Source organism: Streptomyces sp. NPDC058239 (genome assembly GCF_042882185.1).
In the GTDB taxonomy this organism is placed as follows: domain Bacteria; phylum Actinomycetota; class Actinomycetes; order Streptomycetales; family Streptomycetaceae; genus Streptomyces.
Genome location: NZ_JBHVWS010000047.1, coordinates 1 through 14596, shown reverse-complemented (window position 1 = coordinate 14596; position 14596 = coordinate 1). Strand labels below are relative to the sequence as shown.

The 14596-nt window shown below is 70.0% G+C and carries 14 protein-coding genes and 2 pseudogenes; 6 read left to right on the top strand and 10 right to left on the bottom strand.

Translation table 11 applies throughout. From position 1 onward, the window contains the following. Positions 1 to 165 precede the first annotated feature (165 nt). From ACFVYE_RS35420 to ACFVYE_RS35410, 3 genes are all read right to left on the bottom strand, one after another. Positions 166 to 447, bottom strand: a complete 282-nt coding sequence (locus ACFVYE_RS35420) for a hypothetical protein (RefSeq protein WP_389608183.1) — start codon at positions 445 to 447, stop codon at positions 166 to 168. A gap of 108 nt (positions 448 to 555) precedes the next feature. Then, entirely contained in the window at positions 556 to 1260 is a 705-nt protein-coding gene (locus ACFVYE_RS35415; protein WP_389608182.1) for a response regulator, read from the bottom strand. Beyond that, on the bottom strand, positions 1257 to 2465 hold the full coding sequence (locus ACFVYE_RS35410; RefSeq protein ID WP_389608181.1) for a sensor histidine kinase: 1209 nt from the start codon (positions 2463 to 2465) through the stop codon (positions 1257 to 1259). The genes ACFVYE_RS35415 and ACFVYE_RS35410 overlap by 4 nt, the downstream gene beginning before the upstream one ends. 178 nt (positions 2466 to 2643) lie before the next feature. Here ACFVYE_RS35410 and ACFVYE_RS35405 point away from each other — a divergent pair, with 178 nt between their 5' ends. The 3 genes from ACFVYE_RS35405 (at position 2644) to ACFVYE_RS35395 (ending at position 4770) form a co-directional block, all read left to right on the top strand. Beyond that, a complete protein-coding gene (locus tag ACFVYE_RS35405) occupies positions 2644 to 3564 on the top strand; it encodes an ABC transporter ATP-binding protein (RefSeq protein WP_389608180.1) in 921 nt (306 codons plus the stop codon). Continuing rightward, the gene (locus ACFVYE_RS35400) at positions 3561 to 4334 is read left to right on the top strand and encodes an ABC transporter permease subunit (RefSeq protein ID WP_389608179.1); all 774 of its coding nucleotides are present in this window, start codon (positions 3561 to 3563) and stop codon (positions 4332 to 4334) included. The genes ACFVYE_RS35405 and ACFVYE_RS35400 overlap by 4 nt, the downstream gene beginning before the upstream one ends. Before the next feature lie 265 nt (positions 4335 to 4599). Then, on the top strand, positions 4600 to 4770 hold the full coding sequence (locus ACFVYE_RS35395) for a hypothetical protein (RefSeq protein WP_389608178.1): 171 nt from the start codon (positions 4600 to 4602) through the stop codon (positions 4768 to 4770). A gap of 21 nt (positions 4771 to 4791) precedes the next feature. Here ACFVYE_RS35395 and ACFVYE_RS35390 read toward each other — a convergent pair. The 3 genes and pseudogenes from ACFVYE_RS35390 to ACFVYE_RS35380 form a co-directional block, all read right to left on the bottom strand. Next, positions 4792 to 5144: pseudogene (locus tag ACFVYE_RS35390) on the bottom strand (VOC family protein). An 87-nt stretch (positions 5145 to 5231) separates the two neighbouring features. Continuing rightward, the gene (locus ACFVYE_RS35385) at positions 5232 to 6086 is read right to left on the bottom strand and encodes an MIP/aquaporin family protein (RefSeq protein ID WP_389608177.1); all 855 of its coding nucleotides are present in this window, start codon (positions 6084 to 6086) and stop codon (positions 5232 to 5234) included. A 94-nt stretch (positions 6087 to 6180) separates the two neighbouring features. Further along, positions 6181 to 6846: a hypothetical protein gene (locus ACFVYE_RS35380; RefSeq protein WP_389608176.1), complete on the bottom strand. Its 666-nt coding sequence runs from the start codon at positions 6844 to 6846 to the stop codon at positions 6181 to 6183. Between the two features lie 112 nt (positions 6847 to 6958). Between ACFVYE_RS35380 and ACFVYE_RS35375 the strand changes: the two genes are divergently transcribed. From ACFVYE_RS35375 to ACFVYE_RS35365, 3 genes and pseudogenes are all read left to right on the top strand, one after another. Beyond that, on the top strand, positions 6959 to 7606 hold the full coding sequence (locus tag ACFVYE_RS35375) for a helix-turn-helix domain-containing protein (protein WP_383979095.1): 648 nt from the start codon (positions 6959 to 6961) through the stop codon (positions 7604 to 7606). Positions 7607 to 7726: 120 nt separating this feature from the next. Next, a pseudogene (locus tag ACFVYE_RS35370) lies at positions 7727 to 7951 on the top strand (Tn3 family transposase); the annotation flags it as partial. Positions 7952 to 8237: 286 nt separating this feature from the next. Further along, the gene (locus tag ACFVYE_RS35365) at positions 8238 to 10379 is read left to right on the top strand and encodes a PQQ-binding-like beta-propeller repeat protein (RefSeq protein WP_389608175.1); all 2142 of its coding nucleotides are present in this window, start codon (positions 8238 to 8240) and stop codon (positions 10377 to 10379) included. A gap of 89 nt (positions 10380 to 10468) precedes the next feature. On the opposite strand, the gene ACFVYE_RS35360 is transcribed toward ACFVYE_RS35365, so the two are convergent. From ACFVYE_RS35360 to ACFVYE_RS35345, 4 genes are all read right to left on the bottom strand, one after another. Beyond that, positions 10469 to 10963 (bottom strand): integrase core domain-containing protein, encoded by a 495-nt coding sequence (locus ACFVYE_RS35360; RefSeq protein ID WP_389608174.1) that lies wholly within the window; start codon positions 10961 to 10963, stop codon positions 10469 to 10471. Between the two features lie 130 nt (positions 10964 to 11093). Continuing rightward, positions 11094 to 11696, bottom strand: coding sequence for a DUF6000 family protein (locus ACFVYE_RS35355; protein WP_389608173.1), 603 nt, complete (start codon positions 11694 to 11696; stop codon positions 11094 to 11096). A gap of 263 nt (positions 11697 to 11959) precedes the next feature. After that, positions 11960 to 12754: a hypothetical protein gene (locus ACFVYE_RS35350; RefSeq protein ID WP_389608241.1), complete on the bottom strand. Its 795-nt coding sequence runs from the start codon at positions 12752 to 12754 to the stop codon at positions 11960 to 11962. A gap of 1401 nt (positions 12755 to 14155) precedes the next feature. Then, complete coding sequence (locus ACFVYE_RS35345) at positions 14156 to 14305, bottom strand: hypothetical protein (protein WP_389608172.1); 150 nt, start codon at positions 14303 to 14305, stop codon at positions 14156 to 14158. Between the last annotated feature and the right edge of the window lie 291 nt (positions 14306 to 14596).

Genomic DNA, 14596 nt, shown 5'->3' with positions numbered 1-14596 from the left:
GTTCTGGGCAAGGAAAGTGCGTCGCCCGGTTCGGGGACCACGTGGCGCTCGGTGGTGCCGGCCGAGCGGCGAACGCTGATCACGGCCCTGGTCGACGAAGCTGAGGAGCAGCTGGTCCAGCTGCGCGGTGCCCAGTACGGCAAGACCGCCGATGCCGCACAGCAGTTACTGGGCGGTCTCGGTCAGGCCGCCACGCTGATCGACCGGGCCGTGCGGGAATCCGCAGCAGCGGCGTTGCGGGCCGGGGTGGCGTTGGAGGATCCGGCCCGGTGGACGGGCCTGCCTGCTGATGTCCTGGCCGAGTACTCGCGGATGACAACGAGCGGCCTGGTAGTGAGCGGTGAGACCGTGTCCGGCGGCGCAGCCGACACGGTCTGCGGTCTGCGGTCTGCGGTCTGCGGTCTGCGGTCTGCGGTCTGCGGTCTGCGGTCTGCGGTCTGCGGTCATCGTGCGGTGCTGTGTGATCGGAATGCCGAAACACAACCCGCACCACTTCGGGACCCACATCGTCTGCGACAGGGTGAGGCCTCCGGCCACGGTGCCGGAAGACGGTCTTCAGGGACCGATCGGGGGCCGTGCCGCTGTGACCAGGCCGCTCTCGTACGCGACGATCACCAACTGCGCGCGGTCGCGGCAGTCGAGCTTGGTGAGCAGATGGCCGACGTGGGTCTTCACGGTGGCGATGCCGAGGTACAGCCGTTCGGCGATCTCGGTGTTGGACAGGCCGCGGGCGATGAGGGTGATGACCTCGCGCTCGCGCCTGGTCACACCGTCCAGGGTGTGCGGCAGTGGTTGCGAGGGTTGTGGGCGACGGGTGAACTCTGCGATCAGGCGCCGCGTCACGGCCGGTGCCAGCAGCGCATCGCCTCCGGCGACGACCCGTATCGCCGCGATCAGTTCGCCGGGCGGCGTGTCCTTGAGCAGGAAGCCGCTCGCGCCGGCCCGTAGCGCGGCATAGACGTACTCGTCCAGGTCGAACATCGTCAGCATCAGCACCTTGACGTTCGCGGTGCTGGGAGAACCGCAGATCTGCCGGGTCGCCTCGATGCCGTCCGTCCCGGGCATCCGTACGTCCATCAGGACCACGTCCGGCGGATCCTGCCGGGCGCAGCGCACCGCCTCCGCCCCGTTCGCCGCCTCCGACGTGGCCACCAGGCCGGGTTCGGCATCGACGAGCACGCGGAGGCTGCCGCGAAGCAGCGCCTGGTCGTCGGCGATCAGGACCCGGACCGGATCGGACGGGGCGGCGGGCCGGGTCATGTGCTCTCCTCGTACGGCAGGGACGCGTGCACCGCGAAACCGCCATCCGGACGCGATCCGGCGCTGAAGGTGCCGCCGTACATGGCGACGCGTTCGCGCATACCGACGATGCCATGGCCGCCGGTCGTCTTCGCCAGGGGCGCCCGGCCGCCGCCGTCGTCGGTGATGTCGATCCGGACGTCGCGGCCGTTCGCGGCGACCTCCACCCGGCAACGGGAGTCCGGGTCGGCGTGCTTGGCAACGTTGGTGAGCGCCTCCTGGACTATTCGGTAGACGGCCAGAGCGACTCCGTCGGGCAGGTTCTCGACGCCGCGTGTCGTCAGCTGCGCACCGGCCTGCTCGACAAGTTCGGGAAGTGCGACGGCGCCGGGGACCGGGCCGAGGGAGGCCGGCTGCCGCTCGCCCTCGGGGGTGCGCAGCACACCGAGCATCCGGCGCATGTCGTTCAGCGCGGTGCGGCTCGTGCGTTCGATGACCTGCAACGCGTCGTGCGCCTCCTGCGGTCTGACGTGCAGGACATGGTTGGCGACACCGGCCTTGATCGCGATCAGGCCCATGCTGTGGGTGACGACGTCGTGCAGTTCGCGGGCGACCCGTAGGCGTTCCTCCGTGACGGCTCGCTGGGCGAGCTGCTCCGCCGCGCGGATGGCGAACGCGCGCCGCTGCCGCGCGGCCCGTCCCAGCTGCCAGGCGCCGAGCAGCGCGGTGAAGCCGAGCAGTAGCAGCCCCGGGCCGCCGCGCCACCAGTACGCGTCGCCCGCGTGCGTCGCTCCGGTGGCACCGGCCAGGGCCAGGGCCGCCAGCGCCAATCCGGGCAGCCATCGCTGCCACCAATGGTGTGACGGCACCGTGAGGGCGACGGTGTACATGGCGAACGCCGCCGCCAGGAACGGATCCCAGGTGGCGTCCCGTACGACGGCGACGACGGTCACCACCAGCACAAACACGAACACGGGCAACGGCCGGATCCGCCGTACGGCGACGGGCGCGGTGGCCGCGGCGATGAGCACGAGCCGCTCCCACGGCACCGGGGCCGGGGAGGGTGCCGTGGACGATGGCGCATCGGCTGTCGATCCGGTCAGCAACAGCGCGGCCGCGTAGACGAACACGAACGCGCAGTCCAGGGCGATGTGCTGGCGCCGGCTCAGCCGCCGGGCCAGGATCGGATGGGCGTCCGGGTCCACCTCAGTAGTACTTGCTCGCACCTCTCGACCCTATCCAGGCGCAGGGCCCGCCACCTCCGTCCGGCAGTTGAACCTGGCGCTCCCCCCAGGGTCGGAGGCGCGGGCTCCTGTGCCTGCCGTCTCCACCCGTGGGTGGAGGAAAGGCGGTGGGCCCCGAGCCGGATGTGGCGGGGGCCTCTCGTCCCGGACCATCGCCGACATGATCGAAGTGACCGACCTGACCAAGCGTTACGGGAACACCACGGCGGTGGACGGGCTCAGCTTCCGGGTGCGGCCCGGCCTGGTGACCGGGTTCCTGGGCCCCAACGGCGCCGGAAAGTCCACCACGATGCGCATGATGCTGGGCCTGGACCGGCCGACGTCCGGCGAGGTGCGGATCGACGGCGCACCGTACGGACAACTGCGCGATCCGCTGCGTACGGTGGGTGCGCTGCTCGACGCCGGGGCCGTGCACCCCGGCCGGACCGCGCTGAACCATCTGCGGTGCCTGGCCCGTAGCAACCGGATCCCGGCGCGCCGCGTCCATGAGGTGATCGAACTGGCCGGGCTGGAGGGCGTCGCGCGCCGGCGGGCGGGGACGTTCTCACTGGGCATGGGCCAACGGCTGGGAATCGCCGCGGCATTGCTCGGCAAGCCGGCCGTCCTGGTGCTCGACGAGCCGGTCAACGGGCTCGACCCGGAGGGTGTCCTGTGGATCCGGCGCCTCCTGCGGGACCTGGCGGCCGAGGGGCGCACCGTCCTGATCTCCAGCCATCTGATGAGCGAGGCGACACTCACCGTCGACCACCTGGTCGTGATCGGCCGCGGCCGGCTCCTCGCGGACACCGGCATGACCGCGTTCATCGACAAGTACACGGAAGCAGGGGTGCGGGTGCGCACACCGGAACCGAAGCGGCTGCGCGACGTGCTGGCCGGCGCGGGCATCGAGGTCACCGACTGCGCGGACGGGAGCCTGAGCGCGGCCGCCCGCCCGGAACGGATCGGCGAACTCGTCGCGGCCCACGCGGTGCCGGTGCACGAGGTGACACGGACCAACGCGTCGTTGGAAGAGGCGTTCATGCGGCTGACCGCCGACGCGGTCGAGTACCGGGCGGAGCAGCCGGGAGGAGCACAGCGATGACCAGCAACTCGCCCCGGGCGGTTCTCGCCGCCGAATGGACCAAGGTGTGGACCGTGCGCTCGACCGGTTTCACCCTGCTGCTGGCCTTCGTGCTCAGCACCGGCATCGGCACGCTCGTCGCATTCAACTGGCGCAACAACATCGAGCACGTCGTCAACTTCGATCCGCTGGTCGCCGCCCTGTACAGCGTGACCCTCGGGCAGCTCGCCCTCGTCGTGCTCGGCGCCCTGCTCGTCGGTGCCGAGTACTCGTCCGGATCGATCCGTACCTCGCTGACCGCGGTACCGGGGCGCGGCCTGCTCTACGGCGGCAAGGTGCTGGCCGGTACCCTGACCGCGCTCGCCGCCTCGACGGTGATCGTCGTCGTCACGTTCGTCGCGGCACAGGCGGCGCTCGGCCCGTACGGCACCGACCTCACCGCGGACGGAGTCCCGTCCGCACTCGGCGGGGCCGTCGTCTACCTGACCCTGATCTGCGCCTTCTCCATGGGGATCGCGACCGCCGTACGCAGTTCGGCGATCTCGATGGGCATCCTGCTCCCGCTGCTGTTCCTCGGTTCCCAGGGGCTCGGCAACATCCCCGCTCTGAAGCCCGTCCTGCAGTACCTGCCCGACCAGGCCGGCCTGGAACTGATGCACATCGCCGGGCCGTCCAGCGATGGACGCTACGGACCCGGTTATGGATCGGGGGCGGCTCTCGCTATCCTGCTGGCCTGGACGGCCGCCGCCCTGATCAGCGGCTGCCTGGTCCTGCGCCGACGGGACGTCTGACGGGACAAACGGACGGTCCCACGTGGCCAGGTCCTGTGGGGAAGCCCATCAGCAGGCCGGCCGATACGACCAGGCCATCACCGACCTCACCGCCGCACTCGACCTCGACCGGCACGAGGCCGGCCACGCGTCCGCCTCGATCGAGTACACGCCGATCGGGCGTACTCGTCCCGCAAGAACCGTGCCTACCTGCGCCGCCGTGGAATCCGCTGCACCATCTCCTACAAGGCTGACCAGGCCCGCAACCGCAGGAAGCTCGGCTCCCGTGGCGGCCGACCGCCGCGTTTCGACGCGGTGGATTACCCGCGAGCGCCATGCGGTCGAGTGCGGGATCAACCGCCTCAAAAGGCACAGAGCAGTGGCCACGAGGTACGACAGGCTCTCCGTCCGCTACGAGGCGACGGTGCTGGTCGCAGCCGTGAACGAGTGGCTGTGACCAGCACCGTCGCAACGGCCCTCAGACGACATCGAATTCGTTGCCCTCGGGGTCCTGCACGGCGGCGGCGTAGAGCCCCATGTCCGGGTCATCCTTGATCCGCAGCACGGTGGCACCAAGCTTTGACCAGCCGTTCCACCGTAGCCTTGACCCGCTGTGTGCGGACGTCCAGTGGGACGTCACGGCTCCCACCGACCTTCAGGTCGAAGTGCCACCGGTTCTTGGCGACCGATCGACTCCGGAATGTCCCCGGCACCGGCCGGCAACTCTGCCTCGGGCACCCCCATCGACGCCCAGTGAGCACGCCACGTGGCGTGCCCGCCCGGCACCGAGGGTCGGCGCCGGCCGCTTGCTTCCTTCGCGCGGCCGGGCAGGCGGGCTTGGAGTTCGGCCGCACGTATGCCGGTGCCGATGCGTCGCGCGGTGCCGCTACTCGGCCCTGCACGTGAGCGGGCGGTCGATCAGGTGATGGGAGCATCGGGATCGGGAGGAAGGACCTGGCGGTTACGGCCCCGGCGGGCGAGCGCGGCGGCCGTGCGCCAGATGTCGGCGCCGGCGAGCGCGCCGATCACCGGCGCGAGCAGGTAGATCCACAGATGTGTGGTGTTCCCGGACAGTAGCGCCGGGCCGAGTTGCCGTACCGGGTTGGCGGATCCGCCGCTGCGGGGACCGAGCAGCGCGATGATGAGTGCTGTGGCCAAGCCCACGGCGTACGGCAGGAGCCGTCGGGTGGAGGGGCGGCTGAGGACGGCGCCGAGCATGAGTGTCACGGCGACGATGGCTCCGGCCTCTGCCGTGAACACTACGGTGGCGTTCCATGTCGGTGCAGGTCGCACGACCGCGTAGGCGATGGGGGCGTGGCGGGCGGTGGTCCCCCAGGCAAGGCCGCCAAGTGCCGTGCCGGCCAGTGATCCGGCTGCCTGGGCGGTGATGTACGGGATGACGGCCCGTCCGGGAAATACCTTCAGGCGCCACAGGGCTACGGTGACGGCGGGGTTCAGATGTCCGCCGGAATACCGCCCGGAAGGCGACAGGATGAGCAAGGCGAGCAGCCCTCCCATGAGTGCGCCGAGTACGGCCAGGGCGAGGTCGGGGTTGGCGATGACCAGGGGTGAGTCGGGCGCAAGCAGCCATCGCACTGCAGTGACGACAAGGAGGAGCAGCAATCCGGTCAGACCGAACTCGTGGGCCGCGCGCCGCAGGACGCGCACAGGCAGGTCGGCGGTGGGGGTTCGACCGGCGGCGGTCGCTCGTATCGGGATGGTTGTCGTCGAGAGGGGTGTGCCCGGATCCGTGGGCGGCTTTCTGGTCCGCATGAGGGATGACCTCGATGGTGTGAGTGCGTGCCTTTGGGACCGCGGGTGGGGAACCCGGCAGCGCAAGGGGTTCCCCACCGCCGTTCGGCCGTCGTCACTGGGCTGCGTGTGCGGCTTCCAGCCAGTTGAGGAACTCACACGCGAAGTGCCACTTGTGGCCGGTGAAGACGTGCTCCGGCGCGCACGCGGGGAACTGGATCGTCAGCCGGATGCGCAGTCCGCGCGGACCGTCCCCGAACTCGTGCATGACGCGCGCGACCTCGGTGCCGTCGGCGAGCCTGCCGGTGCCGCCGATCCGGACGGGATACGTCTCGTGGCCTTCGCCCTCGATCGCGACGCCGTCGTGGAAGGTGAGGAAGAAGCGCAGCGGTCCGGAGCCGATGGTTTCGATGATCTCGACCACGCCGTCGGCGGAGTCTGCGAGGTAGTGCTCCGGGTTGGCCGCGAGCAGCGCACTCCGGTCGGCGCTCGCGAGCCGGCCCTGCCACCAGGTCAGGAATCCGTCGGCGTCGATCCCGTCGATTTCCATCTCGGTGACGGCGGACCGCCATGCTCCGTCCGAGGCGCCCGGCAGCGGTGTCATCGCCCGGTCCGCCGCCCGGAGGTCCTCGGTGAGCAGTTCCCGCATCAGCTCGTCCCCGATCCGGTTCTTGAGGAGGGTGAGCGCGGTGCGGGCGCGGTCCAGCTCCCATCGGCGGATGTCGTCCTGTGAGTACTCGGTGCCGTCGATCACGGTCCGGACAGTCAGCGCGCCGCTCATGGCGTGCCCCTTTCACGAAAACCTTAAGCGGAGAGCTCTTCTCCGTATTCAGGACGATAGCATAGCGGAGAGAAACTCTCCGATTAGGTTGGACGACGAAAGGTGGTGTGCCATGAGGGCGGATGCGGCACGAAGCAGGCGACGGATTCTCGACGCGGCCCGTGAGGTCTTCCTGGAACGCGGCCTCGACGCGCCACTGGATCTGATCGTGCGCCGGGCCGGAGTCGGACCCGCCACGCTCTACCGGCGCTACCCGGACCGGGAAGCGCTCGTCAGAGACCTGACCGGCGACCTGCTCACGCGACTGGAGAGTGCTGCGGAAACAGCCGCGGCAGTGGATGACGACGCCTTCGCGGCGGTACGCCGCTTCGTCCACGCGGCGGCGGACCTGCGGATGGGCGCGGCCATCCTCGTGCTCCTCGAAGGCCTTGTGGTCGACCAGGAGCTGGTACTCATCCGTACTCGGGCCGCGAACACCGTCGAAACCCTGATCCAGGCCGCACACGAGACCGGCCAGCTCCGCCGCGACGTAGGCATGGGCGACCTCGTCCTGCTCTCGATCCGGCTCTCCCGCCCCCTTCCGGGCGGCCTGGACCGCCTCGACCCGGACGGCGCCCTCCTCCACCGCCACCTCGACCTGGCCCTCGACGGCCTGACCACCGCACCCTCGGACGAGCCCGCAGCCACCACGGGACCGGGCGTCCCGCTGACGTTCGCCGACCTCATCACCGCCGCCGACCGCCCGACCACCACCGACTGAACAACGGCGGCACCTGCACCGCAAGATGATGAAGGTCGCGGCGGCCATCGGCCCGTGCCCGGTAGAGACGCCCGCTTCAAGCCCGTTCACGAACGGGCGCGTTGTCGAGAGAAGCGACCCGGGTTCGCCTACGCACCGCAGCTGGCCGACCTGCCGGACCAGAAGATGTGGCGCATCGACCGCGCCGCCGACCACGGCGCCTTCCAGGACGCGGCCCGCGGCCGGGGCGGCCTCACCCGGATCGAGCGGCACTGGGAGGACATCCTGCGGATCATCGGCTCCATCCACACCGGAGCCGTCCGCGCCTACGACGTCATCCGGATGCTCGCCCGGGGACGGACGCCTCACAGCGACTCGCCCTGCTTGCGGAGGTGGAGCAGGGCGGAGTGAGTCTGGCCCCGGCGGTTACGCCAGGCAAGCCTCGCAAGCAGATCGCCGGGGATCGGCATATCGAAGCGTACGGGCGTCGCGTCCACGTGCACCGCCACGGCGCCGCAGCCACCGGCATCGGCATCGGGCGGGGCGCGCTGTCAGCGGCGTCGTCACCCGTCGCCGGGTTGCACGGAAAACTGGTGCACATGAATCGAGGTGACATAGAGTCATCTGCGACGCATGGGGGGGTGGGTCGGTGATGACCGGGCGTGTGGATCCACAGCACATCGGTCCGTACACGGTGTTGCGCAGACTCGGCGGCGGCGGAATGGGCTTGGTGTATCTCGGCGTCGGAGGAACGGGGCGCGCCCACGGTCTCGCGGCTGTGAAGGTGATTCGCCCCGAGTACGCCGAGGACCGGCAGTTCCGGCGCCGGTTCGCCCACGAGGCGCGGACCTCGGCACGGGTCTCCGGCCCCGGTATCGCAGCGGTGCTGTCCGACGGAGTGGACGAAAACCCGCCATGGCTGGCCACCGAGTTCGTCCCCGGCCCTTCGCTGGGCGAGGCCGTCCGTACGTACGGGCCGCTGGACGTGCGCCGACTCGGCGTCCTCCTGGCGGCGGCCCTGCGGCAGATCCATGCGTCCGGGCTGGTGCACCGCGACCTCAAGCCGTCCAACGTGATGATGGGTAACAGCGGCCCGGTGATCATCGACTTCGGGATCGCCCGGGCCTACGAGGACACCCGGCTGACCCGGACCGGTGTCGTCGGTACGTCCGGATACATCGCTCCGGAGTACCTGCGGCACGGCCGGTTCGACGCCCGTTCCGACGTGTTCGCGCTCGGCGCGGTGCTGGCGTTCGCGGCGTCGGGGCGGTCACCGTACGGCACAGGCCACCCGGCGGCCGTCGATGTCCGGGTCCTGTCCGAGGACCCGGACCTGACGGGGATCGATCCGCCCGTGGCCGACCTGCTGCGTGCTTGTCTGGCCCGGGACCCCGCCGAACGCCCCACACCGGCGAGACTCGAGACTGCGCTGTCCAATCTGCCCGGTGGGGCCCCGCCCTGGCCGCCCCCCGCGCTCTTAGCGGAGATCGCCCGCCAGACCAGGGAGGCCGCCGAGCAAGTCAGTTATGTGCCGACGGTGGTGGACCCGGCCGCCGACCCTCTGCACGGCACCCGGACCCGTACCGCAGCACGGCCTGTGCCGCCGGTGTCGCAACCGCAGCCGTCGTCGCAGCGGAGTCTTCGGCCGGACCCGCCCGTGCTGCAGGGGTTTTCGCCGACCGCGGGCTCCGGTCGTCGGCGGCTGCCCCGCCGAAAGCTGCTGCTCGGCCTCGCGGCGTTGTCGGCGACCGGAGCCGGGGCCTACACATTGGCCGGAGTCTTCCAGGAGGAGCAACCGGACCCGAGGCAGAACTGGCACTTCGCACCAGGGAGCGAGATGGGCGAGGCGGTGATGGCGGACGGCACGCTCTATCTCGGGAGTTACAAGAACAACAACCTGTACGCGGTCGACGCGGCCACCGGCCGCCGACGGTGGGTCTACACCGCGAAGACCGGCATGGCCGACAAACCCGCGGTCCTCGGTACCACGGTCTTCGCGGCGAGTTCGGAGGGCAGGCTCCACGCGGTCGACATCGCCACCGGCCGCCGTCGCTGGTCCGTACCGCTGGCCAGTCTCGGAGGGGTCTCGGTGGCGGCGGGCGACAAGCTCGTCTACGCCCGCGCCACAGACGGCTACCTGTACGGCCTCGACCCCGCCACCGGCCGCCGGCGCTGGCGCTTCCAGACAGGGGAGGGCATGCCGACGGGCCGGACCCCCGTCGCGGAAGACACCGTTTTCGCCATGACGAACAGGGGCGTACTGCACGCCGTGGACGGCTCCACGGGCAGGCGCCGGTGGAAGTTCTCCGTCACCGGCGACACGACCAGCGGCTCGCCGGCCGTCCACGGCGGTACGGTCTGCCTGGGCACCCGGGAGCACTGGGTGCACGCCCTGGAAACCGCCTCGGGCAAGCAGCGCTGGAAGCGCCGGCTCGGGGGCAGCATCAATGACGTCCAGGTGCAGGGCGACGCCGTCTACGTCCACTGTCAGGACCAGTTCCTCTACGCCCTGGACGCGAGAACGGGCAAGCAGCGCTGGCGGTGCGAGATCGGTGCGGGCACCGAGGGAGTCGCAGTCGTCGGGGACACCGTCTACGCGGGGAGGTCCCATCCGAGTAAGCTCCTGGCTCTCGACTCCCGTACGGGAAAGCCGCGCTGGGAGGTGCCGCTGAGGGATCCGTCCGCCCTGCCGTGGAGTGAGGACGAGGCCCGGATCTCCTCAGAGATCCACATCAGCGGTCGCAACGCGTACTTCACCGCTCTCGGTCTGTACTCGTTCCGCATCGGTCCCTGACGCGCCGGCTCCGGGTCCCGGACGCTTGCTGTCACCCTTCGCACGGTGCACCGCGGGACCTGTGGGGATCGAAAAGTCGTCGTTGCAGGTCACGCGGCGTATCGATACTCGTTGATGAGGCCGCCGAGGACCCTGGTGCGGAGCAGGCTTCGGTCGTCGAGGTCGTGCACGAATGCGGGCTGCTCGGTCGCGCCGGGCGGTAACTGCTGCCGGGATCGGTGCGGCCGATGTCCGTTGTAGTGGTCCTGGTAGTCAGTCAGGACCTTCCTGGCGTGGCTCTCGCCCAGGATCAGGACGTGGTCGAGAGCCTCGCGGCGGATGGTGCCGATCACGCGTTCGCAATGCGCGTTCATGCGCGGTGCCCGGGGCGCGCTGAGCAGCACCTGAGTGTCCTCGGCGGTGAAGACGGCATCGAAGGCGTCGGCCGGCTCGTAGTACACCCTGCCCCTCACATGCCTGCGCAGGATGGCAATCTCGAGCCGCAGCACCAGCAGTTCGGCATCCTCGGCGGTGCCTCGGCACAGTAGGACCACAGGAACGGACAACAGCGCACGGGCGGTGCGGTAGAGCAGCGACACGATCATCAGGGCAGCACTACAAGTCCCCACCGACAAGCCTGGAAGCGGGTGCTGACCAGCAACAATGACTTTACGAGCCCCACACGCGTCACAGACGTTGAGCCAGAGCCTTTGAAGTGAACAAAGCCAGTGGGGGTCAGGTGTTGGCGCATTCGTCGATGACGGCGCAGGCGAGGCGGATGCCGCCCAGGTAGGTGGAGATGCCGTCATCGCCGTGCATGTGGGGCGCGTCCTGGAACCACTGCGGCCACAGGCCGCCTTCCTGAAGGAAGTGGCTGGCCCGGTCGCCGTGCAGGACGGAGTCGGTGTACGCGAGGGCGCCCATGGCTGTGGGCTGGTCGTAGGCGAGGTCGGGCAGACGCAGGTAGCGATCCAGGTAAGCGGCGAGCAGGTCGGCGTCCCGTGCGGTGCCGAAACTCGCCAGCGCCACGCAATAGGCCCCGCCCGCGCAGCAGACCTCGCTCTCCAGCAACAGTGCTCCCAGACGGTCGCGGAAGTGGTCACGGCGCGAGACGGCGGCGAGCCATGCCGCGGTCCGCCGCTCGCGCCAGCTGCCTTCGAAGAGGATGGTGAGCTCGGCGTCGGAGACAGCATTCGCATCAGCGGCCAGGGCATGAACGAACGGCTCGTACTCCTCGTGCGACATACGAAGTACCGCTCCGCCGAGCTTCAGGTAGCGGCGCGCGGGGGCGCAATAGCGGCGGAACAAAGCCTGTATCTCAGGGTCGTGGCGGATCACCACCTCATCCTCTCGCAACAAGCACGCAGATGAGGGCGTGGGGCGGAATACGCCTGCGGTGATCCCGGGACGGGCGGGACGCCACCTGGGACCCGGGGCGGGTGAGCGGGGTTCGGCAGCACTCAGCGTTACTGCTCCACAGAAGTTGAACATCCGCAGCGGCGGAGATCACCAACTGCTGCTGAAACTCAGCAACGAACGCTGTCCCTGAACGTGAACGAAGCCAGATGGGGAGGAGGGACGCGTCTGGTGCCCGGACCCGGTCAGTCCAGTTCGTGTTCGGGGCCTCCGAAGTCGGGGCTGGTGAAGTCCGGGCTGGTGAATGTCGGGCGGGGGCCCGCCGCCGGGCCGTCGTCCGGGCTGGTGAAGTCCGGTCGGCTGTAGCCGATCTTCGGGATGCGGTTCGCCGAACGATGCGGTGTGCGCGACGCGGGGCCGGCGCCGGGGTCGGCGAGCGCGTCCCGCAGGAACGGCAGGATGCCCCGTTCCAGCAGTGCGTGGCGCCATGCCTCTCTGGCGCGCGCCACGTCCTCTTGTAGATCCTCGTCCTGCTCCGCGGCCGCCACTGCCGTCCAGCCGTTGCGCGGGGCGGTGATGAGGAGATTGACGGCGGTGACGAGGATGGCTGCCGCAGTGACCGCCGCGAAGGACCAGCCCGCGCCCACCATGGTGCTCGCGAGCGATGGTGGCGGATTGAGCATCTTCAGGAGGTAGCCGACCAGCAGGAAGATCACCGCGGCGGTGCCCGCCAGCACCGGCACCAGGACGGCGACGACGGTGAGCGCACCGGCTCCGGCCGCCTCCGGAGCCGGTGTCTCGCGTCTGGCCCGCCGCGCGCGATCGGGCATGCGGCCGGCCAGACCCTGCTCGGACGTGCGCGGTGTCCGCGTCCCCGCCGCCTTCGGTGCCTCCGGGCGTACGCGTAGCCCAAGCAGCGCTGCCAGCAGACGACGGCCGAAGGACATCCCGGCCCACCGCCGCGGAACGACTCCGTCGCTGATCCGCCGGCCGCCGGGTTGTCCGGCACCCAGCACGGCAGCGCCGAACCGATGGCCCAGACCTTGCGAGGCATGGTGGTCGGTGGCCCGGGTACCGGAACCGGGGAAGGCGGACGAGCCAGAGGTGGACGCCGAGCCCGAGGACGAGGACACCATGCCTGAGGACTCGTATGTGGATGCCGAGCTACGGAGTTCCTCGCGGACCCGTACGTAGTGGTCGTACTCGCCGGCGGCCGCCGCCGTGATCAGCGCCGCGGCGTTCAGTGCCATGGTGCGCAGTTGCTCGGCATTGAGCCGCTCGCCGGCCCCGGCCAGTTCCGGTCGTTCATGGGCGTGACGCAGCACGTCGTCGAGGATCCGCTCGTACTCGGGGCGGTCCTCGGTCAGCAGGTGCGGAGCGCTGTTCACAGCCCCTCCTCCCCGAGCGCCGGCCCCTGCCGCAATCGTGGCGCGCTGCGACCATCGAAGCCAGACCCGGTTCCGTCGGACGGGTTCGCGGGGAAGGGAGTGTCCCTGGTGCGCGTGGGATCCGGGAGTTGTGTGCGGTCCGCGGGAAGCTCGCCGGATGCGGGCTCCGGCGTGCGAGCGTCCGCGGCTGTGGCGGGCCACCTTGGCGAAGGCATCGGACGCGCGGGGGACGGCGGTCCTTCTGCAGGGCCAGAGGGCTGGACCGGATGATCCGCGGAGGGCGTGGATGGCTGCGCCACTCGGGGCGGGGGGGGAAGTCCATGGCGCCCGAGTTGTCCGTACCGCCCACGCCCACGGCGTTGTCGGCCGCAGCCGGGGGCGACTCGGCTTCCGCGGCCGGTTGCCGTTCGCCCGTCACCGCCTCGTTCACCGTCTGGATGCGGCCGAGTTGGGTGAGCAGCATGGGCGCCGATATTCCGACGACTAGGGCGGCGTACCCACCGCTTATCTGTCCTGTGGTCCCGAACAGCACTGCGGCCCCGGCGCCCATCACGCTGTGCACGACGGCCGCGACGGTGTCGACGGCGGGGTCGAAGTATGCCTGGAACTGCGGGGCTACTCCCTGTGCCGTCCCTGCCGCGTCTAACTGCCGGTGGGTGTGGCGGTCGGCCTGCCAGGAGACGAATCGGGTGTACAGGTCCAGGGCCCCGCGCAGCAGACCACCCGCCGCCCCCAACAGGATCAACGTCGGGACGTCCACGGTCTCCCCTGGGTAATGGTGCTGTCACCTGATCGCGAGCTTCCGGCCACGGGATGAGCGTAGAGCCACTCGCCAGTCACGGGGAAGGGCTCGCTCGTGGAGGAGAGCGTGCTCGCGTATGTGGAACCCGGGGTGACCGTGCACGGGATGGACATCGGGCGGTGGCTCCAGAAGCAGCGTCAGCACACGGTCTGGGCAGGGCTGATGGACAGACAGCGCGAGCACCTGGAGCAGCTCGGTTCATGCCACTGCCCCCGGATCCGGCGGCGCCCGGGAAGCCGTCCAAGGCCGCCTCAGGTGCCTTCGAGCGAAGTGTGGCAGCCCTGGGGCGCGGTACAAGGCGCGTACGGGCTCTGTGGGACGCCCTGCTCGATCGGGAGGGCGGAGATCCTTACGACCTCGATCAGCACGGTGGCGGCGACGGCTTCGACGGGGAGCTGCATGTGCACAGTCTGCCCGCCGGGCCAGCCGCCAGCTATGGCATGTCGTGAGAGGCAATCCGCCGCGCGAAAGCCCGGAGCCAGAGGCCCAGCAGGCCAACTTCCTCGTTCGCGTGCCAACTGAAGCAGCCTCACCGGACACACCGTCAGCATTCGGAATGACTCATCTAGGGGCAATACCGGTGTTTTAGGGCTTCACTCGTGGGGTTGGGACTGTTTTGGTGGGCTCGGCGAGGGTGACGACGGGGGTGTCCGGGCGAGGCGGGTTGTTGTGTTCGGTGCGTTTGAGCGGCC

Excerpts from the sequence above, each read along its gene's own strand:
- ACFVYE_RS35415 (WP_389608182.1), bottom strand. The coding sequence starts at position 1,260 with ATGACCCGGCCCGCCGCCCCGTCCGATCCGGTCCGGGTCCTGATCGCC.
- ACFVYE_RS35400 (WP_389608179.1), top strand. The coding sequence starts at position 3,561 with ATGACCAGCAACTCGCCCCGGGCGGTTCTCGCCGCCGAATGGACCAAG.
- ACFVYE_RS35360 (WP_389608174.1), bottom strand. The coding sequence starts at position 10,963 with ATGATCGTGTCGCTGCTCTACCGCACCGCCCGTGCGCTGTTGTCCGTT.
- ACFVYE_RS35380 (WP_389608176.1), bottom strand. The coding sequence starts at position 6,846 with ATGAGCGGCGCGCTGACTGTCCGGACCGTGATCGACGGCACCGAGTAC.
- ACFVYE_RS35385 (WP_389608177.1), bottom strand. The coding sequence starts at position 6,086 with ATGCGGACCAGAAAGCCGCCCACGGATCCGGGCACACCCCTCTCGACG.
- ACFVYE_RS35405 (WP_389608180.1), top strand. The coding sequence starts at position 2,644 with ATGATCGAAGTGACCGACCTGACCAAGCGTTACGGGAACACCACGGCG.
- ACFVYE_RS35375 (WP_383979095.1), top strand. The coding sequence starts at position 6,959 with ATGAGGGCGGATGCGGCACGAAGCAGGCGACGGATTCTCGACGCGGCC.
- ACFVYE_RS35420 (WP_389608183.1), bottom strand. The coding sequence starts at position 447 with ATGACCGCAGACCGCAGACCGCAGACCGCAGACCGCAGACCGCAGACC.
- ACFVYE_RS35345 (WP_389608172.1), bottom strand. The coding sequence starts at position 14,305 with ATGCAGCTCCCCGTCGAAGCCGTCGCCGCCACCGTGCTGATCGAGGTC.
- ACFVYE_RS35365 (WP_389608175.1), top strand. The coding sequence starts at position 8,238 with ATGACCGGGCGTGTGGATCCACAGCACATCGGTCCGTACACGGTGTTG.